The following is a 23965-nucleotide window of genomic DNA, read 5'->3' on the forward strand; positions in this document are numbered from 1 at the left end:
GGTTAAGTTCTTTTATTTTTTATCTGTACAATGTAAAGTGTCCAACAAATTCTCTGTCATCTACTTCATCTTTAAGCTTAATAGTATACCAGTAATCTCCAGATGGTAGTTCCTTATTATCATAAGTTCCGTCCCAGCCTTTGTCATCTGCTCCCATTCTATATAATTCTCTACCATATCTATCATATATAATAGTTAGTATATTAGGGAACCCTTCTGTGTTTTTAGGCTTCCATGTGTTGTTTACATCATCACCGTTAGGTGTAAAGAAATTTGGGATTTCTATATCGATGAACTCAATAAATATATCTTGAGTAGCTTCACAACCATTTTCGTCTACAACAACTACGGTATAAGTATCAGTCTTACGTATTCTGAACGTATTGTCTTCCCCATTATTGTTTCCTTCCAGATAGAAAGTATATTTTGGGTTACCACCTGCAGCAATTGCCGTTATTTCGTTAATATTTCTATTCTCTAATACAAGAGTTAACGGTTCAAAATCTGCTACAGTAAAGTCAATAGTTTCAGAACATCCGTTTGCATGCAATATGTGTAAATAATGATTACCAGCAGACATATTTGTAAAGTCTGGTGTTAATTGCATTGCTCCAGGATCTGTAGTATCTAAACCGTATAATACGTCTGTTATTGTGTTGTCTTCTAAAACAACGTCTAAATAATTTGTTGGAGTATCTGTACTACACTCATAAATAGGTGTTGCTGTGGCTTTTAAATTTACACCTGGTGCTATATCTATTACAATATTAGCATCACATCCATTTGCATCTTTAACTAATATTACGTGTGTACCAGAAGTTAAACCTGTAAAATCTACTCTGTCTAGCACATAATCTGCAGGATCATTAGAATCTAAACTTGTGCTGTAAGGCGCAGTACCACCAGTTATTGTAACTGTAGCCATACCATCTTCATTACCAGTACAAGTTTCGCCAGTAGTTGTTGTACTTAATTGTATTGCACTAGGTTCACTAATTGTAAAATTAAAAGTGGTAAAACATCCGTTTTCATCTTGTGCAATTACATCATAAACGCCAGGTGCTAAATCTGTAAATACATTTTTAGTATCAAACTGGTCTAAATTTGGTGTTATAGAATATTTAATTTCTCCAGTACCACCACTAACCTCAACAGTTATAGTACCATTTTCTTCTCCAAAACAAAGCACATCTGTAAATTCTTCGTTTTCTACTACTAATGGGGCAGGTTCTATTATTGTAATAGCTCTAGACACATTTTCACAACCACCATCTGATGTTGCTCTAATATAATAAGTGCCAATTCCTAAATTTCTGAATACACCACTAGTTTGTGGTCCTTGTAACGGACTTGTACTAGTTGGATTGTCTAACAATTCATAATTATAATTACCTAAACCACCTATAGCAGTTGCATTTATACTAGCTGTAGATTCTCCGTTACAGTTTATTACCGCGGCGGTTTCATCTAATACTATTTGTAATGGTGGTACAGCATCAATAGTTACTTTATTACTAAGAATATTACCACAGTTAAAATTATCTCTTATGTAGTATTGGTACACACCTTCTATTACTGTAAATGTATGTGTATCACCTCCGCTCATTGGAGTAAAGCTTATACCATCTACACTAAACTCATACGGAGCAGTACCACCAGTAGCTGTTAATCTTATCTCTGCTGGATCTACGCACGTTAATTGAGATACTTGAACAAGAGAACCAGTGATATCTGTAGGCTCTGTTATAACGGCTTGTACGGTTTCTACATCACAGTTCCATCCATCTGCAACTGTTATTGTATAAACACCAGCTCCTAGGTTATTAAACATTGGGTTTGCTTGTGGTGTACTAGAGTATAATAATGTAATACCAGCATTATCATAAACATTTAACTGGTAGGTATAAACACCTTCACCATTTAATACATTTATTGCACTTACGCTACCATTGCTATCACCAAAACAAGTTAACATTTGTGTAAGTGGTGTAATATCTGCAGTAATTGGTATTGCAGGGTTTAATGTTATATTATTGGTATATATACAACCACTGTCATCTGTTATTGTTACTGTGTATGTACCAGCACTTAAGCCTACATAGCTAGCAGAATTTACATCTGTAAATGTGGTTTCTACAGCAGTAGTATTGTTTCTTAAAACAATGTCATAAGGTGCGTAACCACCTGTTGGGTTTACAGTTACTTCACCAGCATTATCATCACAAGTTACTGCAGCATTTTGTGTTATGGTTGCTGTTAGTGCCATATCTGGCGATGCTATTGTTATAACATTAGAATCTTCTGTACAGAAAGGAGCATTATCTTCTGTTACTGCTACATAATAATTACCTCCAGATAAACCTGGTATCGTAAATGTATTTGCTGTAGCGTTGCCATTAATGCCTGTTAAAGTACCATCAGCATTTAAAACTGAATAAGTAAATGGTGCTGTAGCGTCTGTTACCGTTACTTCTATTTCTCCGTTTGTATCTCCAAAACAAGTTACAGGAGATGACGCTCTAGCCGAAACTTTAATTAAGTCATAAGGTGCAATGTCATATACATCTGTATCTACATAACAACCTGTATTTGTATCGGTAATTCTAAATACATAACCACCAATTGCTGTTAATTCAAAAGTTGCAGTATTGTAAGTAGGTGTACCAGTTTGCGTAGCATTTGTATTACCAATAGGTAATAACTCATACGTGTATACATTTGTACCATCACCATTATCTGTTACTGTAATTGTAACCTCTTCTGGACCAGCACATGATATGTCTGCATTTTTAGTAACTACAGCTGTAAATTTATTAATTGGTTCTATTGTTACTGTTGTTGTTTGCGGACAACTATTATTATCTTTAACATAAACTGTTATTGTTTGTGTTACTCCTGTATCTGTAACTGTAAATGTATTTCCTGTTTGGAAGTTTACATTATCTATACTATATAAATACGGACTAGTACCAGAAGGAGTTCCAGGTGTTGTAGCACCGTCTTCTATAGTAACTGTAATTGTTGCTGTATTTACTGTATTATTAGGAGCACAAGCAAAATCTGTTGCAACTGCACTTATCAATAATTCTGTAGGCTGAGTAACCTCAACAGTTTGTATTACTGCACATTCTTTAGCAGAGACTACCTCTACTTGGTAAAAAGCAGCAGCTAAACCTGTAAAAGTAGGACTAGTTTGTGGTCCGGCTAATAAAATTGTTCCAGTAGCATCATATAAATTATAGTTATAGATAGGATCTACATTTGTTGCTGGATCTAAATTAGCAGTAATACTACCATTTGATAAACCAAAACAACTAACATTTTCTATAGTTGAAGCTAATAAAATAGGATCTACCTTATCAACCAATTCTTGTGTAACTGTTTTTTCACATATTGGTGCACTTGTGTCTAAATCACGTACAACAAAGCTATACAAACCAACTTCTGTTAGGCCGGTAAATACACCAGTTGTGTTTGTAATAGTAGAACCACTTATTGGTAATGTAGCTACAAACTCTAAGTTTGTAGAACCACCTGTTACATTCACTGTAATTTGTCCACCTGGATCTACTGTACAATCTATTGGTTTAGCCACAGTAGTAGAAACATTTATTTCTTCATACAATACTGTTGCAAGTGTTGTAAAGTCACAAGACCATTGATCGTTAATTAATACGGTGTAAGAACCAGCACCTAAACCAGAGAATATTGTAGTAGTTTGTGGAGAACCAACTGCAGTACCATCTTTAATAAGTTGGTATGTATAGTTACTTCCTTGTCCACCTACAGTATTAATTACTTCAATTTCACCTTCTAGGTTTGTACAATTTTCTTGGTTTACCCTTAAAGTTGCAGTTATAGGATCTGGTGTTACTAAATTAACATCTGCTAATTGAACAATACAACCATTTTTATCTGCAATCCAAACTTGGTAATCTGTACCAGCAGGAGCTGCAGCACCAGCTAAACCTGAAAATTTAGGATTAGAAACATAATCTGTTGGGTAAACAGGAGCAGGATTAGTTGCTACATCTACAAAGTAAACATAGTCTCCCCAACCACCAGCAGCATTAATAACTTCTATAACTCCGTCATTACCCATACAAGTTACAGGTGTAACTTCTGTAGCAGCAGTTATTGCAGCATTAGGACCAGTTATAGTAAATGCTTGTGTATACGTACATCTAGGATCTGGAGTTTGTTGTACTTCTATATAGTATGTACCAGCTATTAAACTATTAACAACAAAGTTTCCATCTAAGTCAGAGGCTAAAGCTTGTACAACATTATTTGTTACAGCATCATACACGGTAAATGTCACACCATTAGCATAAGTAACATTAGCATCATCATGTAAATTAAATTCAACACTACCATCATTACCACCAAAACAAATTACATTGCTTAATACAGTTGCATCTAATTCTAATACATCTGGACTAGTAATAGTTTCTGATGTTGTTATAATACAACCAGTATCTGCATGTCTTATTAAGAAATTATGCGTACCAACACCTAAACCAGTAAATATTTCTGGATTAGTATGAGAAACAGTAGTTTGCCACGTTGTTCCGTTATCAATACTATACTCAAATTTAGAAGTATCATTAGCAGTAGAAGTTACAGATATAGTTATTTCGCCATCTGTACCAGGATCACAAGTAATATCACCTGTAATGGTAGCAGTAGCTGTTAATAATTCATCATAAGGAGCAATGTCTGCCTCTATTGTACCAACACAGCCTTTATCATCATATACGTTAATAGTATAAGAACCTCCGGCAGTATTGGTTTCTATATAAACATTACTAGAGCCAGATTGTACAACTGTATCATCGCCAGTTGCAACCGTGTTATTATCATTTATAAATTCATAAATAACATAAGTATTGCTACCACCAGTAATGTTAGCAGCAGTATTATCTATAGTAATACTAGCATTGCTATTTGTGTTACCATTTGTAGGTGTACAACCAAATTCTACTACATCTGCATTTACAATTACAATAGGATTAGGTTCACTAATTACAATATTAGTAATATCTGTTGTACAACCATTAGTACCAGTGGCAGTTACTGTATACGTATTTGGAGGAAGGTTCTCAAACGTATTTGTTGCAGGATTTAATGACCCAACAACTGCAGGCGTAATTGTAAATGTTAATGGGTTTATTCCATTATCTGTTTGGTATAAAGTTATAGTACCATCTTCTGCACTATTACAAGTAATATCTGTAAATGTGTGCGTAAATATTGGGGTTACTGCTGCAGGAACTTCTATTGTAAATCTTCTAAAACATTCAGGACCAGTTGTATTATTATCATAAACAATTACAGTATAAGTATCTACAACTGTTACCGTTGCTACAAGAGGATTTGTTGCCAATGCTGTTCTAGCAATAACAGTTCCTAAACCGTTTGTGATTTCATAATCGTAATCTCCAGATCCATTTATAGCTTCAATTGTAATTTCTGCAGTACCTGGATTACAATCCATTAGTTTAGTAAGACTAACATTAGCCTCTAGTACTGGATAAATAGTTGCACTATCTGTAGCTACACAGCCGTTACTATCTTTTATAGAAATGTTGTATGTACCAACTGCAAGATTAGTAAACAAACCTCCATTATCTACATAAGTTAAACCACCATCTATAGAGTATAATATTTGTGTAGCTGTACTTGATGCATTTACCCGTAAAGTATTTGGTATAGCACAATTGTTTACATCTATACTAACTATTGTTGGGTTAGGAGTTAATGTCATTATAACATCTCCTAAATTTTTAGCACAACTATATTGATCTTGAATAGTTACGTTATAAGTACCAGCAGGTGAATTAGCAGGAATTTCTATAGGATTATCTGTAGTACCTGTAATAGTTGTAAAAGGTGCAGGACCAGTTACTGTAAAAGTATAAGTACCGCCACCGCCATTAATGTTTTGTATTTCAATAAGTCCAGGTGTAGCACATGAAATATCTTGTATTTTATTTAATGTAGCTGTAATATCATCTAACTCTTCTAACAATAGATTTTCTGATGCAGATATACAACTATCTACTCCACTATCTCTTTCGGTAACTTGTATAAAATATTCTCCAGCTCCTAAACCAGATACTGTAACTGTTTGTGGTGAAGAAAAAGGAATGTTACCTCCACTATTTGCTACAGAAACAGGAGTACCTGTAATCATATTAAAAACTTCCCATCTGTATTCTGTACCATATGGAAGTTGATTATCTGTAATTGTATATGTAATACTACCATTTGTCATACCAAAACAAGCTGGTACAGAAGTAGATGTTATTTCTAATGGTAACGTAATTATATCGTTTACATTAACATCACTTTGTCTAACACAACCATTAGCATCCCTTACATAAAAAACATACGTTCTACCTGGTATTAAACCTGTAAATGTGTGAGGATCTGATAGTCCCTTTGCAGGAGTAGTCCAAGGATTAATAGGTGTAGTTGCATCAAAATTAACAGGATCGTCTGTATACGTATATTGATAAGGTGCAGTACCTTGATTACCTTGTACACTTACTTGTAGCTCATTACAATTTACTACAATTGGTAAAATTGTAATATCTAAATTATCTAATGGATATGATATAATATATCTAGGTAAATCTAATCTACATAATGTATTACCAGAAGCATCTACCGTTCTAATAGAAGGGTCTACAGCATCACCAGAAGTTAATGTGTATGTAGGAGCATTAAACTCATCAGATGTTTGCCAAGTAGTACCACCATCATGACTAAATTCTAATGTTCCGTTTAGTGTTGTTGTGTAGTTTAAGAATCTAAAGCCTGTTGCAGGGTCACAATTACCAGACAAAATAGATTCTATATCTGTTACTAACTCATCAGGATTATTAATTAATACAGGAGTTGTTTCTATTGTACATCCGCTTGCATCCGTAACATTAATTGTATAGTTGCCAGGTGCTAAATTAAAAAATGTTTTAGTATTGTTTATTACATTGGTTGTGGTTTCATTAGATGCACCACCATTATCTAAATCTATAATTTGATATGTGTATGGCGCTATACCAGATGTAACTGTAATTGCTATAGTTCCTGTACCGTCGTGGCAAGTAGGATCTGTAGGTACTGCATTATAAGTTAATGGAGTTGCAGGGTTAACTGTAACGGTCTCCATATATTCACAATGTGGATCTGCTGCGTTATTATCCCATACATAAACATCATAGTCACCAGCATCAATAGCGGCTACACTATAATTATTTACATTACTAAAATCTGCTGCTGTTACAGGAGTTCCAGTAGGTACAAAAGCATAAGCTAAATTACCATCTCCACCAGTTGCATCAACAGTAATACTTCCATCTGCACAAGAACTAACGTGTACAACATCTATATCGGCATTAATTACAGGATTCAATACAACTGTTTCTTGTACGCCAACACAACCATAACCGTCTTTTACATCTATAGTGTATGTACCATTTGCTAGGTTAGTAAAAGTATAGCTTGTTGCAGTTGCCGGAGTTGGTGTAATCCAAGCACGACCGTTAATACTAAACTGGAAGTTTCCATTCCCAGGAATAGACGTAACGTCTACTTGTATTTCACCATCGTTTTCACCAGAATAACACGCTGTAGGAGTTACTGTAAAAGTTGGTACTTCTGGAGCAGTAACAGTTACTGCAGGTGTTATGGCATTTGTACACAAATTATTATCCTGTACTCTTACAATATAATTTTCATTAGCTGCATTTGCAGGTACATCTATAAATATTGCAGATGTTTGATATGCTCTAAAAACAGTATAACTTGTTGTTACTGTATTGTATATTTCTAATTGATAGTTATACGTTGGTGTACCACCATTTGCAACAGCAGTTATTGTAGCACCTGTATTGTTACATGTAAATTCATCGGTGATAGAGGCAGTTACCGTGATAGCTGTTGGTTCTGTTAATTCTTGTGTTAACGGTATACTACACGCATTATCATCAACATCTCTAACTTCAATAGTATAGTTTTGGGCAGTTAAACCAGTTACTGATTGCGAAGTTGTAAAAGGCCCAGCATAAGTTGTACCACCATCTAAAGAATATTCAAATCCGCCAGCGCCAAAATTTGCAGCATTAATAACAAATTCACCATCATTACCACCAAAACAAGATATGTTTTTTGGGTTTGTGATATTTGCTGTAAAAGCTTTTCCTGCTTCAACTACAACATCAAAAGTTACAGAAGAAGAACAAACTTCTGGTAATTGAAACGCTTGTATATCATCTATAGCAATATCATTACCATTAACAACAGCAGAATTTGTGCGTATAACAATATCTAGGTTTGTGTTGGCACCAGGGTTTAATGTTACTATATAATTGTGCCAATCATTAGCATTATTGTTTTTAGGAATATTACCTGTAGATACACTATTAATTACTGTACCACCAGCATCTACTAATTGGATTTCTATTGTTGGATCACCACCACTTTCACCGGTTCTTAATAAGTTGTATGCCCAAGTAGATATTGTAATATCTCTATTTGGTATAACCTCTATACCTCTTTTAGCATATACAATACCACCAACACCAGCTACACCACCAACGTTTATTGCTAAAAATCTTCCATTAGCATTACCTGTATGGTCGTTAGGACTTCTCCAAGTACTAAATGGTGAAGCTATTGCTTGTGTAACCGAGTATTCACCATCATTAATTCTTGTATGTACTCCTGGGTCACAAGGCCTTACTGTACCATCTTGTGGTTCATAACAGTATAGAGGATCTATTTGTGTTATTGATGTATTTGCACCAACGCCAAAATCTTCTGATAGTAAATTACTTGGTGTAGGAGTTGCATTAGAAGTATAATCTACTCTAATTGTATGTGTGCCAGCTGCTACATCTGTAAATACATTACTTGTATTATCTGGTGTGTTAAATGAACCATTTATAGAGTATACATAATCAAAATCTGTACTACTTGGTGTTACTGTAATTTCGCCAAGACCCTCACAATCATAAGCTATAGAAGGAGAAAATGTAGGGGCTTCAGGAGCTTCATCAACAGTTACTGTCATTTCATACGTACATAAATTAGCATCTCTAATAAATAATGTATGCGTACCTGGTAATAGGTTAGATATTGGGTTTGTACTATAGTTAACTCCACCATCAAAACTATATTCATAAGCAGGTGTACCACCTTGTGCATTTGTAATTCTAACCTCAGCACCAGTTGTTGGGTTACACTCATATAAAGCTGTTACTGCTGCAGAAGCAGATAAAGTAAAAGGTTCTGTTATGGTATGTGTATCTGTTATTTCACAGTTATTTGCATCCCTAACTACAATGTTGTAGCTATTTGCAGGTAGGTTATTAAAAGTATTTGTTGGTTGATACGTAGTACCACCATCTATACTGTATTGGTAAGGAGCTTCTCCTCCACCAGCAGTTATTGTTATGGTAGATTGTGCTTCACCACTACAAAGAATGTCTGTGCTTGTAGTAGATACTGTTAAAGCAGGATCTTGAGCAATGTTTAAATCGTACATAGCCTCACAAAAAGTTCCTGTACCGTTATTATCACGCACATACACATCATAATCACCAGCACCAGTTGTTACCGTTCTAGGATTAACATTTGTAAAATCTGTTGCAACCGGAGTAGCGCCATCAGTAACAATTGCATATACATAGTTTACACCGCTACCACCAGCAGGAGTAATTGTTACTATGGCATCTGTAGCACAAGCTGTAATATTATCTGCTGTTGCAGTAACCGTTAATTCTGGATTTACTGTAATAGAAGCTGTTCCTGTACAGTTATTTCCGTCTATAACATCTATAGTATACGTACCCGGATTTAAGCCAGAGAACACGTTATTTGCGTTATAAGCGCCTCCATTAATTCTATATTGATAAGAGCCATCTCCGCCTGCAATTAAGTTTGCAGTAAGTTCTAGTCCTGCAGCTGCTGTAAAGCAATCGTTATTTGGAACAATTTCTAAAGTAGGAGCTACTGAAGGATCTAAGTCAAAATTTGAAGTAACAATACATCCATTAGCATCTTCTACGCTTACATTAAAAGTACCTGTTTGGTTTAGGTTATTAAACGTACCAGTACCATTTGTAAATGTAGTTGTACCGTCTGGGTATGTAATTGTAAAACTGTTACTACCCCAGCCTCCCGTAGCAGTTAAAACAACACTACCATCTGTTGTACATGTAGGTTGTGATTCGTTAACAGTTAAAGTTAAAGCTGCAGTTGGTTCATTTATGGTAACATCTGTGGTTGCAGTACAATTTGTTTCTGTATCTGTTACAATTATTGTGTATGTACCATTATCTAAATTACCTAAAGAAATTAATGTATTATTTACTGCTGTACCAGCTGGTACCGTTGTAGGTCCTGTTATTGTATAACTGTATGTAGAATTAAAACCTGTTACAGTAAATTCTGCTTCTCCATCTGTATTATTAAAACAAGAAACATTACTTACTAATCTGCCTGTTACAACTATAGGATTTACAGGTCTAATTGTAAAACTTTCTTCATACTCACAACCTTTATCATCAGTTACTCTAAAAGTATATGTATTTGGTGCTAAACCATTAAAAGTTGCTGTGTTTCCTGTAGTACTTGTAGCCGTTATTGCTGTTGGAGCAATAATGTCAAAAACATAAGGAGCAGTACCATTTGCAACTGTTACTGTAACATTTGATGTTTGTGTAGGACAATTTGGAGCCGTTGCTGTAAAATCTAAATCTGTTGGTGGATTTAATGCATCTATAACAATTTCATTTGTTACAAACGTACACATATTGGCATCTCTAATTGTAATAGTATAACTACCATTAGTTAGGTTTGCAAATGTATCTGCACCTACACCTGAGTTAAAGTTAACACCATCTATACTATACTCATAAGGAGCAGCACCACCAGCTACATTTTGAGCTTGTATTGTTGCCTCTTGTAAACATGTATAGTCATCTACTAAAACAGCATCACCTGTAACACCATTTGTAGGACCACCAATAGTAAAAGGTTCATCAAAATCACATGATGTACCACCTATGGTTTGTGTTATGGTAAGTATGTAATTTCCTTGCGGTAATGATGAAAAACTGCCAGAATTGTTAATACTTGTTGTTGTTCCGTCTGGATATAATAAACTGTAGGATAACGTATAACCATTACTGTTTGTTATATTAATATCATAACTACCATCTTCTGCACCAAAACAGCTTTCATCTGTAATGTTAGGATTGTATGTAATTGCAGGCGCTATGTCTATTGTAGCCTCATTAGTAATTATATAACAATTGTTACTACCAACAACAATAAATTCATAAGTACCAGCCTCTGCAGCACTAAAATTAAAATCGCTTGTAGTTTGGTATGCACTAGCAGGAATATCACTTAAAGAAAAAGGAGAAGGATATAAATCTACACCATCTTTACTCCATATTGCATAGCTATATGATGGATTAGCAATACCACCAGTAGCTGTTACAGATATAGTACCGTCTGTACAATCTATAGACTTTGTAGTTAGTGCAGAACCTGCTAGGTCTGATACATCATTAATAGTTACTTCTCTAGTTAATGTACAACCATCATCTGTACTAACGGTTACATCATAAACACCATCATTTAAACCTTCAAAAGTATGGTCATTGTCATTAGTTGGTCCAAACGTATCTACCTCTACACCACCTTGTGATATTGAAAAATAGTACTGTGGTTCTACGTCTTCAGCAGATATTCTTATTTCTCCTAAACCATTACAATCTGTATCTTTTGTTGTAATATTAACTACATAGTCTCTTCTTAATACCCCTATGTCTTCTAATCTAAAAACACAACCATCTACAACACCTTGCTGACGCATTTCTACTGTGTAGGCTCCGTTATTTGTTATTGGAAAAACAGGACCGTTATTTGCGCTGTAAGGAACAAGAATATTTCCTGTAGCTGCATCTAATAACTGAAAATTATAATTAGCTGGTACGTTAGTTACACTAATACTACCATCTGTAGTACAAATAATATCTTCAACTGTTGCTCTAGGGTCTAAATCGTTTTTAAATACATTAAAGTAGAATCTTGTAAAACAACCATTTAAATAGTTAATTACTACTCTATATTGTCCTTCGTCTTCTGCATTAAATGTTTGGCCTGTTGCTACTTGGTTCCATGTGCAGGTTCCGTTTTTATTAGCACAATCTTCTACTGAAGCCGTGCAACTACCTTCATCTAATTTTTCCCACTGTATGCTTGTAGCATCAGGAATATTAATGCTTATTGGTTCTATATCATTTAAACCACATAAAAATATTTTTGGTAATGGGTCACCATCAATAGGACAAATAGTTACTTCACCATCAACGGTGTTAGAAGTATCGTTTATTAAATCTATTATAGGGTTAGTTTGTGTGGTTCCAAAACGTGTTACAGTTATAACTTCTTGAAAACCTTTACAAGGATCTGCTATTATTTTATCTACAATATAAACTCCTATATCATCTACAACAAGTGTACTTAAATCGCCATCTGGATTACCGTCGTTTAAGACAGTATCTCCACTGTCTATAACACCGTTTCCGTTTTCGTCTTTGTACCAAACATAATCATCAAAACCATCACCAGAATCTAGAACTGCATCTGCGCCACAAATTTCTACATTTCTATTATAGTCACAGCTTTCTAAATCGTCTAATAAAAAGTTTGTTGCACCAGGTGTTGTAAATCCACAAGTATCAAAATCTGTAACACTTGGATCATCTGTAATTTCGTTAGAATTTATTACACCTCTATAGGTAGAATAGGCTAGGTTTTGAATAAGATCTGAACAAGCATCTATAAAATCAAAACAATTTTCTGCTACACGTACACGCATGCGTATGCTCTCTAAAGGTCCGCCTTGTACTACTAGGTTATTTGGTATTGTAAACAATACTGTTCTTGTAGTAGGATCATAAGTATAGGATACACCCGCAGGCATCGTAATATTAGTTTCATCTAATGTTACATTTACAGGGAGTACATCTCTAATTGTGTAATTATCTGCATCATCATTACCCACATTTTGGAATGATAGAACGTAGTCTAAAACCTGACCTAGATTTACACCTTGCCCCGTAATATCTGTGCCACCAATGTCCTCTACCCTTTTGGCTAAGTGCATTTGTGGTTCTATAATTTCTACATCAAAAGATGTAAAGAAAATATCGTATTTATCTTGTGTAGAACTAGCTCTTAATATAGCACTAGTTTCATCATTTGGGATGGTAGACCAACCTGTATTAGGTATTGTAAAAAGGTCTGCATCCCATCCTAATGTATTTATACTGTTGGGGTTACGAGTAGTTACGATATTATTTTCAAAAGTGACATTACTGTCAAAAAAGTTGTTATTTCTATTTATGCTTCCCGTTGCTGTACCTAAAGGAGTAAAAGTTGGTCTTCCGCTTGCTTTTATAGATAAACCATCTCCTCCTAAACTGTTATCTCCTTCTAAAGTACTAACCCCTAGCCTTGCATTTACTGGGAAAGGAGCTGGTAATGTTGTAAAACCAGATACTGGAATATCTACAGATTCTCCAGATTTTATACCTGCATAGCCATCAAAAGTAGTAATGTATTTACCTGGATAAGTTGGGTTTTCATAAACAACAACCATTGTCCATCCACCAGAATATCCACCAGAGCCACTTGGTGCATCTCCAAGGCTAGCTCTTATATTTGCTACTGTATATTCTCCATTTGGGTCTGCTAGGCCTGCTACTATTGATGTAATATCTTTATAACTTGCATATGGACTATAGTATCCAAAATCAGAATCACCAAAACCATCAAAAAGAATGTCGTCTGCAGAGATATCTATATAGCTACCTCCTGGAGTTTTAAACTTAATGTTCCCAATATTACTTCTATCAGAGTCGCCATAAACAGCAGACCAATATAAACCAGCATACCTAACTCTAGAACAACTAGCGTCAGGTACTGTTAACTCTGCACTACTAGAGCTAAATGTAGATGGGTCACCATCTATATCTATGTATTGCATTGTCCAATTATCATTTGCTGTAGAGCTACTTCCTGTTTGGTTGTATGGGTCATTAGCAACCTTTGGATCTGATACATAAACCCATCTCCATCTTCCTCTTACTATTCTTCTTTCCCAATAACCTTCATCACCCTCACGGTTAACTATGTTATTTGCTATTATAGTTAAGTCTCCACGAATGCTATTGTCATATCTGGGTTCAAAATTGTTTTTAACTTGACTAAATCCTGAATGAGATAAAGCTAAGAAAAGAATAATAAATAATGATTTTAAAAACTTATTCATTAGGTTGAATGTTTTTAGTGTTTGTTGGTGAGTAATTAGTTTGAGTTGAGTTGTTTGTTGTTATACTGTCATTGAATTTTACAGTATACTTATTGGTATTTTTTGTGTTAGCTAATGCAATACACGTAAGCAATAGTGCACAAAAAAGTATTATTTTAGAAAAAATCTTATCCATTACGCTATGTTGTTTTGAGTAACTCTCATAATCCACATACGGTCTTGGTAAGAGCTGTTAATTTTAGAATAGTATGATAGTAAAGCATTGTTCCAAGTGCCATGCTTTTTTAAGTAAACATATCTGTAATTGTTTTCAGGATTTATAAAATAGCTAGCGTGTAAACCTTGTTTGTTAAGTAACTTAACAAAGTTGTTAGCATTTTTGGCACTTGCAAATACATTAGCAATAATGTAATATCCTGCATCTACTCCATTAAATTTTACAATTTTTGGAGTTGGGTAAGTATTAGCAACGTTATCTTTTTGTACTGGATTTCTAAACTTAGGGTTGTCATTACTGTATTTATCCCTGGTTTGGGTTTTATCTTTTGTAGTTGCTGCATAACCTGTATTGTTGTATCTACTGTCTAGGTTAGAGCTATTATCTACATTCATAATCCACATATCATAATCGTATGCGCCATTAAGTTTTGAGTTATGTGCTGCTTCTGCTTCTTTCCAAGTATCATATCTTTCTAGATACACATACTTTAAATTTGTTTTTGGATCTTTTATATAATCTGCTGATAAGCCATTATCTTCAAGATCTTTTATAAACTTGTTTAAGTATCCTTGGCCCTTATATACGTTTGCTATTACATAGTAACCATCTTGTACACCACTTAAATGTTTAAATTTTCTTCTTTTTATTGTAGAAGCATTTGTTTTAACTGTAGTTGTTTTTTGGTTATTTGCTATTGCTGTGTTTGTATTGGTAGCATCTGTAGCCACAGTTGCATTTTCAATAGTGTTATTAGTAGCATTTTGGTAGCCAGAAGTTGAGGTTTTTGGAGCAACAACTGTTGTTGCATCTTTTTCTATACCACTTGGTTTATTAGTAGTGTTTTCTGCAACTGCATTTTCATCATTATTAATGAAATACATTTTTTTAGCTCTCTCTTCTAAATCTGGTCTTTTACCTTGAGTTTCACTACGTACCATACGTAACACTCTTTCAAACCTTTTTTCTAGATCTCTTTGTCTGTTTACTTCTAAAGAATCTTGTCTGTACATTAACTCTGCCAAAACTTGATCATTTTCAGCTAAACGTTTTTTAAGTTCTTCAAATTTTTCAGATTCTAATTCTTCGTCTAAGTTGGTATCTTCTTCATTAAAAGCAAGTTCATTATCGTTATCATCTTCTAACATTACTCTGTCTTCTGTTAAATTTGGAGTAAATGAGTATGCAACTGATATTTCATGTGTTACACCAAAATTATCTAAATCACCAGAAATACCTTTTTCCATAGTATAGCCTAATGATAATCGTTTGTTTAGATTAAAACCTAAACCTGCAGCGGCACCATAATGGTCATCATAACCAACTTGGGCCCATCCAAGTTTAGGTAAATCTAATATAAGGCTTCCACCAAGTACAACATCTTCTTGTCCGCCTTTACGTACTCTAGCCAAAGGCATTAATCTACCTTGTTCTAAAATACCAGATGTTTTATCAAACTGATGTGTATATTGTAGGTGACCAGAGAAAGTTTTATCTGCAAATTCTGTAATAGATTCGCTTGTTTTTAAGTTATAATCAAATAAGTTTTCGGCATATAAACCAATATCAAACTTACCATAAGACAAGTTAACACCAGGCTGAAACTGTAGTAAATTGTCTCTTTGACCGTTTAAAAATGGATCATCTGGATCTGCGGCGTTTACTCTACTTTTATCTAAACCACTAGCGTAGTAAGACATATTTGCTCCAAAAGTAAAGTTACTTTTGTCGTTAAGTTTTACGCCATAAGCATAGTTAGCAAGTACACCGTAATTTGTTAGTGTACCGGCTGTTTGTTGGTATATACTTAAACCTAAACCTGTACGGTCATTAATACGTCCACTATAGCTTAAAAAGTAGTTTTGATTGTTATCTGTAAATTCTACCGATTGGTTTCTATGCAATAAGTTTATGTACGACTTATCTTCCCTAACCGTAGAAAACGTAGGGTTTATTAAGAACCTATTGTATTTTAATAGGTTCTGCGATGGAACATCGTATGATAGGTATGGATTAACCTCTTGGGCACTAACATTGGCTAGCACCATCACTAATAATAGAAAGTATATGTACTTAAACTTAAACATTTTAAATTATCTTATAATTGTTATAGTCCCTTGTTTTTGACCACCTTTATCATCTAAAATCTTATAATAAAACACCATATTTTGCTTAGGAAAACTCATTGTTGAAGTAGGCCAATTGTTTTTATAACCTTTTTCATTTAAAATTTCCTCACCGTTACTGTTGTAAATAATAACAGTTGCATTAGGGTTGTTAGAGTAAGAGTTAGGTAATACCCAAAGGTCATTTTTACCGTCACCGTTAGGTGTTACTACGTTAGGAACGTTAAAAGTATCTTTGTATTCAACTGTAAATTGTTTAATAATTTCACAGTCATCTATCTTTGCTATAAGCGTATAAGTCCCTTCTGCCGTAATTGTTACAGATGAGCTTGTGCTTAATTCTACATTAGCTGCATCTAACCACTGGTAACTTGTACCACCGTTTGCAGATATTGTTTTAGTTTGTCCTTCTATAAGAATAACTGGGTCTGCGCTGTCTAGCGTAATTAAATCTTCGTTTAAAGGAGAAATAACAACTTCGTTAGAACGTAACGGACAGCCATTTTTTAGTACTTCTAGAACAAATGTTCCTGTTTCTGTACTGCTTAAAGTTTCATCTGTATTATTATAACTAACACCATCTTTGTACCAAGTAAAGGTTTCACCGGCTAATGCTGTTGTTGTACTTAATACTACCGGATTGCTTGGATTACAAAAAGTAGTAGTACTTGCTGTAATAGCCACGGTTTCTGATGTTAATAATATAACGCCTAAAGTGTTAGAATCTGTAGCGCTGTAACCACTTATGCTTGCATTTAAAGTATAATCTCCGTTTGCAGTAATATCTGATAGTGCAATGGCATTGTTGGTTTCGCCAGAAATTGCTACACCATCTTTTTTCCATTGGTATGTAAATTCATTTTTAAGATCTGCTGTAACATCTGTCTTTGTACCATCTGCGGCAACGGCTTCAATTGTTTTTACATCTAATGTTGTTGTTGTGTTTTGGCAGTCTGTGTAAGCCGCTGTATAATCTATTGCTATGTTAAAAGAAGCCGGACTTACTACTGTTGTTTTATCAGAATCTATTGTAAAAGGACAGCTACCACCATTATCTGCAATACGAGCAAAGTATTCACCAGCACTATTTACCACTAATGTATTTGTAGTCTCTCCACTAAGTACTACTCCATCTTTGTACCAAGCATAAGTTACAGCTGTACTGCTACTAGTTACTTGTAATGTTTTAGTTTTAGTTGGTAAAATAACAAGGTTAGCTTCATTATCTCTTGTTAATGTAACATTAGATGCAGTTGTTATAGAAATAGCTGCAGAACGCTCTAAACAAGCTCCTGGGCCACTTATTTCTACTGCATAGTTACCTTCAAAACCTGCAGTAGCGCCATCTACTGTGTATGTATGGTTATCTACAGTTGGTGATGTAATAGCAACATCATCCTTATACCAAACATACGTTAAGCCTTGGCCAGATATGTTTGCAGTAAGTGTTTCTGTTTCTGTAGAACAAAGACTAGTTTTAGACGGTGTATTTAATGCAACTCCTAAACTTGTGCCTGTTGTTACTTCTATAATATTTGAGTCTGTACTTGCAGATCCAGAACATATTGTTCCATAATCTATCTGTACAGAATACATACCTGCTTCTGTTGTAGTTAATGATGGACCTTTTTCTGATAATAAAGTTCCACTTTTATACCAATTGTATTTGTAAGTACTTGCATTTGGTACGTTGTGTGGTGCCATTGTGATTGCTGTACCGTCGCAAACTTCTATAGTACCACCAGATGGTATATTACCGTTACCATCTTGACTCATTAATATTGGTGAGTTAAAGTCTACATAGTACATAGAATAAGGGCCGGCAACAGGACTCACTTTTTCTGGACTTGTACTCTTTACTCGTATTTTGTAATTTTCTCCTCTAGTGTCTGTAGGTAAAGCAAATTGAATATTGAAATCGTAATTAGAATTTTTATCATCTAAAGTGGCAAGAGCTACGGGACTACCAAAGTTGCCATTTGAGTCAGATAATTCTAATATAAATTTGTTGTCGCTGTTTACAGCAGGTGCATTAATCCAGGTAAAGTTTACCCAGTAAGAGTTAAATCCGGAAGATGCACATGCGGCAGTCCATCCGCTTGTACCGCCACCACTTGGATCGGCAATTGGTTCGGGAGCATTTAAGATTTGGGCTGTTGTTGTTAGCGAGTAGCTAAATAACAATAAAAGTACCAAAAGAGCTGTAGTAGGTGTTGTTCTCATGAGATGATTTTTTTTGTAACTATTTATTGTCTGGGGACATAGTTAGTTAGATTAAACGTTTAAAATTTTTGCAAACATTTTAACGCGTGTGCGAAATTTGCTTAAACAAATATGGTTGTTTATAACTTGTTCATAAATTTATTGTTGTAGTAGTATTTAAATATGTTGTGAAAATGGCTTTATTGTATGGTGACCGATTTTTTAAGGCCTATAATTAATCTAATTTTGTACCTTTACAGCTTAATTTTATCCTATGAATGAAGGCGAAAAATCATTAAATTTTATAGAGCACATTATCGAGGAAGACCTGAAAAATGGTTTCTCAAAAGAGGATTTACGTTTTCGTTTCCCACCTGAACCTAATGGCTATTTACATATAGGACACGCTAGTTCTATTTGCTTAAATTTTGGGTTAGGTTTACGATACAATGCACCTGTGAATCTGCGTTTTGACGATACAAATCCGGCGAAAGAAGAACAAGAGTACGTAGACGCAATTAAGAAAGATGTCTCTTGGTTAGGCTATAAATGGGAGCATGAATGCTTTGCTTCAGATTATTTCCAAAAGTTGTATGATTGGGCAATTTTTCTTATAAAGGAAAATAAAGCTTATGTAGATAGCCAAACTTCTGAAGCTATGGCAGAACAAAAAGGTACGCCTACAACACCTGGTGTTGCTAGTCCTTTTAGAAACAGATCTGTTGAAGAAAATTTGGATCTTTTTCAGCGTATGAAAAATGGCGAATTTAAAGAAGGTGAACACGTTTTACGGGCTAAAATAGATATGAGTTCCTCTAACATGCTTATGAGAGACCCTATTATGTACCGTATATTACACAAGGCACATCACAGAACAAATACCGATTGGTGTATTTATCCTATGTATGATTGGACGCACGGTGAAAGTGATTATTTAGAACAAGTTTCTCATTCTTTTTGTACGTTAGAGTTTGCTATGCACAGAGAATTGTATGACTGGTTTTTAGACCAAGTATATGATGAATCTAAAACAAGACCAAAACAAAGAGAGTTTGCCAGACGTAACCTTAGCCATACCGTTGTAAGTAAAAGAAAGTTGCTTAAATTGGTAGAGGAGGGTGTTGTTAAATCATGGGATGATCCTAGAATGCCTACGATTTCTGGTATGCGTAGAAGGGGTTACACACCAGAGTCTATTCGTAATTTTGCAGATACTATTGGTATTGCAAAAAGAGAAAATCTCATTGATGTATCATTATTAGAGTTTCATGTTCGTGAGCATTTAAATAAAATTGCACCAAGAGTAATGGGTGTTTTAGACCCTGTAAAAGTTGTTATTACTAATTATCCAGAAGATCAAGAAGAATGGTTGGAGGTAGAAAATAACCCTGAAGATCCTGCTACTGGTAACAGACAAATTCCTTTTTCGAGAGAAATTTATATAGAAAAGGAGGATTTTAGGGAAGAGGCTAATAAAAAATTCTTTAGGTTAAAGCTTGGTAAAGAAGTGCGTTTAAAAGGAGCTTATATTATAAAGGCGGAATCTTGCACAAAAGATACCGATGGGAATATTATTGAAATTCAATGTACGTATGATACTTTAAGTAAAAGTGGTAGTGGTACCGAAGAAAGTTTACGTAAAATAAAAGGTACTTTACATTGGGTGTCTGTTAAACATGCTATAGAATCTGAAATTAGGTTATATGATAGGTTATTTACAGATGAGAGTCCGGATACGCATAAAGATAAAGATTTTATGGAGTTTATAAATCCAGATTCTTTACAAGTAATTAAAGGTTTTGTTGAACCGAGTTTAAAAGAAGCTAAAATTGGAGATCTTTTTCAGTTTCAAAGAATGGGTTATTTTAATATTGATACAGATAGCACACCTGAAAATTTAGTTTTTAATAAAACTGTTGGTTTAAGAGATTCATGGGCAAAAATTCAGCAAAAAAGTTAGTATAAGTTTTATTGATGTTAACTTAAAAACAATTACTATTTCTTATTAAAAAAGGCTTTTTTTAGTGAGTTCTAAGCGTTTTTTAAAAATACTTAATGTCATTATAAGTGTAGTTTAATATAATGCTGTGTAAGCTCATTTAAATAGTTTTTTGTATTAAAAGTTCCTTTTTTACCAAGTTTTGCTTTTTAATTTTTTGTAAAATTTTATAAGTATAAAAAAATCCGATAGAAATTTATATTTCTATCGGATTTTCTAATTTTTATTATAATTTGGTTTTATTCATTTTTTGGTTTGTCTAGTTTTTTAGTCTGTTCATTTTTTGGTGCATTTTTTTTCATAGACTCGCCAATCATATTACTAGCTGTAAATGATGCAACCATATTATTTAACATATCACTACCAGCTTGTGGAGAGTTTGGTAATAATATTAAATTAGTATTAGTTTCTTCACCTATAGATTGTAACGTGTCATAATGTTGGGTAACAACAATTAGGGCAGAAGCTTCTTGAGAATTTATACCCACTTTGTTAAGTACTTCTACAGATTCTTCTAATCCACGTGCAATTTCTCTTCGTTGATCTGCAATACCTTGTCCTTGTAAACGCTTACTTTCTGCTTCAGCTTTTGCTTTTTCTACTATTAAAATACGTGCTGCATCACCTTCAAATTGTGCTGCAATCTTCTCTCTTTCAGACGCGTTAATACGGTTCATTGCTTGTTTTACCTGCGCATCTGGGTCAATATCAGTTACTAAGGTTTTAATTATATCAAAACCATAATCTAACATTGCATCATTAAGTTCTGCTTTTACTGCAAGGGCAATATCATCTTTTTTAACAAAAACATCGTCCAATTTCATTTTTGGCACTTCTGCACGTACTACATCAAAAACGTAAGATGTTATTTGATCATGAGGATAATCTAATTTATAAAAAGCGTCATATACTTTATCTTTTATAACTTTGTATTGTACAGAAACTTTTAGTCTTACAAAAACATCATCCAAAGTTTTTGTTTCAATAATTACATCTAATTGCTGAATTTTTAAGCTTAATCTACCAGCAATACGTTGCATAAAAGGTATTTTAAATTGTAGTCCAGATTGTCTAATACTACTAAATTTTCCAAATGTTTCAATAATAGCTGCTGTTTGCTGTTTAACTACAAATGCAGCTGAAAATATTACAAATACTACAAATACTATTAGTGGTATTAATAAATAACTTCCCATAATTTTTAAGGTTTTTAGGTTTATGTTTTAAATGTACAAATACTGTACATATATATGTAACTAAAATAGGGCTTATGTTACATTTTTATAAAAAAAAAGCTACAAATGCATAATTACATTTGTAGCTTTCAGTAAATGTTATGTAATTTATGCTAATCTTTCAATAGCATTTTTTATTCTTTTAATAGTTTCTTCTTTTCCTAGTAACTCTACAATATCAAAAACGTGTGGTCCTTTCATATCACCAACCAAAACCAATCTAAAAGGAGGCATTACTTTACCAAATGATAATTCCTTATCTGTAATCCACTCTTTTACAATTGTTTCTGTATTGTTAGAGCTAAAGTCTGTTATTGATTCTAATGTAGATACTAATTGGTTTAAAATCTCTGGAGTTTCTTCTTTCCACTGTTTTTTAACAGCTTTTGAAGCATATTCTTTTGGAGCAATGTAAAAATAGTCTGCTAAATCCCATATATTTTTTACAAAAGTAGCTCTCTCTTTTAGTAAACTTACCAATTTGGTTACAATTTCATGTTTAGCTAAAGGATGTGTTTCTTGCACGTGACTTAAAACAGTCGGCATTAATAATGTTGTAATTTCTGCATTGTCTTTTGCTTGTAAGTATTGTGTATTATACCATTTGGTTTTATCTGGATCAAACCTAGCGCCAGATTTATTTACTCTTTCTAAAGAAAATTCATTTATTAATTGTTCTAAACTAAACAATTCTTGCTCAGTACCTGGATTCCAGCCAAGTAATGCTAAAAAGTTTACTACTGCTTCTGGAAAATAGCCTTCTTCTTTATAACCAGTAGACTCTTTCCATGATAGCGGAAACACAGGAAACCCAAGCTTTTCACCATCTCTTTTGCTTAATTTACCTTTACCTACAGGCTTCATTATTAATGGTAAATGGGCAAATTCTGGAGCTTGCCAACCAAAAGCATCATACAATTGTTGGTGTAATGCTAAAGACGGTAACCATTCTTCACCACGTATAACATGTGAAATTTGCATTAAATGGTCATCAACAATATTTGCTAAATGATATGTTGGCATTCCATCACTTTTAAACAATACTTTATCATCTAACACATTAGTATCTATATGCATAGTACCACGTATGATATCTGTCAGTTCTAATTTCTCGTTTTCAGGAGTTTTAAAACGTATTACAAACGGCTCATTACTAGCTAATTTGGCATCTACTTCTTGCTTACTTAGTGCCAGTGAGTTGTTTAATTTTAAGCGATTATGCCAGTTGTAAATAAAAGTTTTGCCATTAGCTTCATGGCTTTTTCTATGTTCATCTAAACTTTCTGCAGTATCAAAAGCATAATATGCTTTACCATTTGCAATTAGCTTATCTGCATATTCTTTGTATAAATGTTTACGTTCGCTTTGTCTATACGGACCAAATTTTCCTTCCTTTCCAGGACCTTCATCAAAACCAATTCCACACCAGTTTAAACTGTCAATTATATATTGCTCAGCACCTTCTACATATCTATTTTGATCTGTGTCTTCTATTCTCAGAATAAAATCTCCACCATTTTTTTTAGCAAAAAGGTAGTTAAATAGGGCAGTGCGCACACCACCAATATGTAACGGTCCGGTAGGACTTGGAGCAAAACGTACTCTTACTTTAGAACTCATAATATATATTTATTACTACAAAGATACAGTTAGTTATTTGTCCTATTAAAGTGTTATACTCACTTTTTAACAATTTTTTTCTATGTTTTTCTTAAACTGTGGGTATCTTGGTATTAAATATCACAGATTTTGAATAGTTTAGACCATATTTTACAAAAATTAAGGGCCTTTACTAAAAGGTTTTATACCCAAAAGTTACTTAAAGGATTACTT

The 23965-nt window shown here is 33.9% G+C and carries 6 protein-coding genes; 1 reads left to right on the forward strand and 5 read right to left on the reverse strand.

Features of this window, described 5'->3' with window-relative positions:
• Window positions 1-19: 19 nt before the first annotated feature.
• The 3 genes from PBN93_RS06485 to PBN93_RS06495 all read right to left on the reverse strand — a co-directional run bounded on the left by PBN93_RS06485 (window position 20) and on the right by PBN93_RS06495 (window position 18919).
• Window positions 20-14353: a T9SS type B sorting domain-containing protein gene (locus PBN93_RS06485; protein WP_271081712.1), complete on the reverse strand. Its 14334-nt coding sequence runs from the start codon at window positions 14351-14353 to the stop codon at window positions 20-22.
• Window positions 14354-14527: 174 nt separating this feature from the next.
• Complete coding sequence (locus PBN93_RS06490) at window positions 14528-16657, reverse strand: PorP/SprF family type IX secretion system membrane protein (RefSeq protein ID WP_077404400.1); 2130 nt, start codon at window positions 16655-16657, stop codon at window positions 14528-14530.
• 6 nt (window positions 16658-16663) lie between these two features.
• Window positions 16664-18919, reverse strand: a complete 2256-nt coding sequence (locus tag PBN93_RS06495) for a T9SS type B sorting domain-containing protein (RefSeq protein WP_077404403.1) — start codon at window positions 18917-18919, stop codon at window positions 16664-16666.
• A gap of 253 nt (window positions 18920-19172) precedes the next feature.
• On the opposite strand from PBN93_RS06495, the gene PBN93_RS06500 reads away from it, so the two are divergent.
• On the forward strand, window positions 19173-20858 hold the full coding sequence (locus PBN93_RS06500) for a glutamine--tRNA ligase/YqeY domain fusion protein (RefSeq protein WP_271081713.1): 1686 nt from the start codon (window positions 19173-19175) through the stop codon (window positions 20856-20858).
• 278 nt (window positions 20859-21136) lie between these two features.
• Here the strand turns inward: PBN93_RS06500 and PBN93_RS06505 are convergent, their stop codons facing one another.
• Together PBN93_RS06505 and gltX are read right to left on the reverse strand one after the other, a co-directional pair.
• Window positions 21137-22093, reverse strand: a complete 957-nt coding sequence (locus PBN93_RS06505) for an SPFH domain-containing protein (protein WP_077404409.1) — start codon at window positions 22091-22093, stop codon at window positions 21137-21139.
• A gap of 147 nt (window positions 22094-22240) precedes the next feature.
• Window positions 22241-23752 (reverse strand): glutamate--tRNA ligase, encoded by a 1512-nt coding sequence (gene gltX / locus PBN93_RS06510; RefSeq protein WP_271081714.1) that lies wholly within the window; start codon window positions 23750-23752, stop codon window positions 22241-22243.
• Between the last annotated feature and the right edge of the window lie 213 nt (window positions 23753-23965).

The organism is Cellulophaga omnivescoria (assembly GCF_027915275.1).
GTDB lineage: Bacteria > Bacteroidota > Bacteroidia > Flavobacteriales > Flavobacteriaceae > Cellulophaga > Cellulophaga omnivescoria.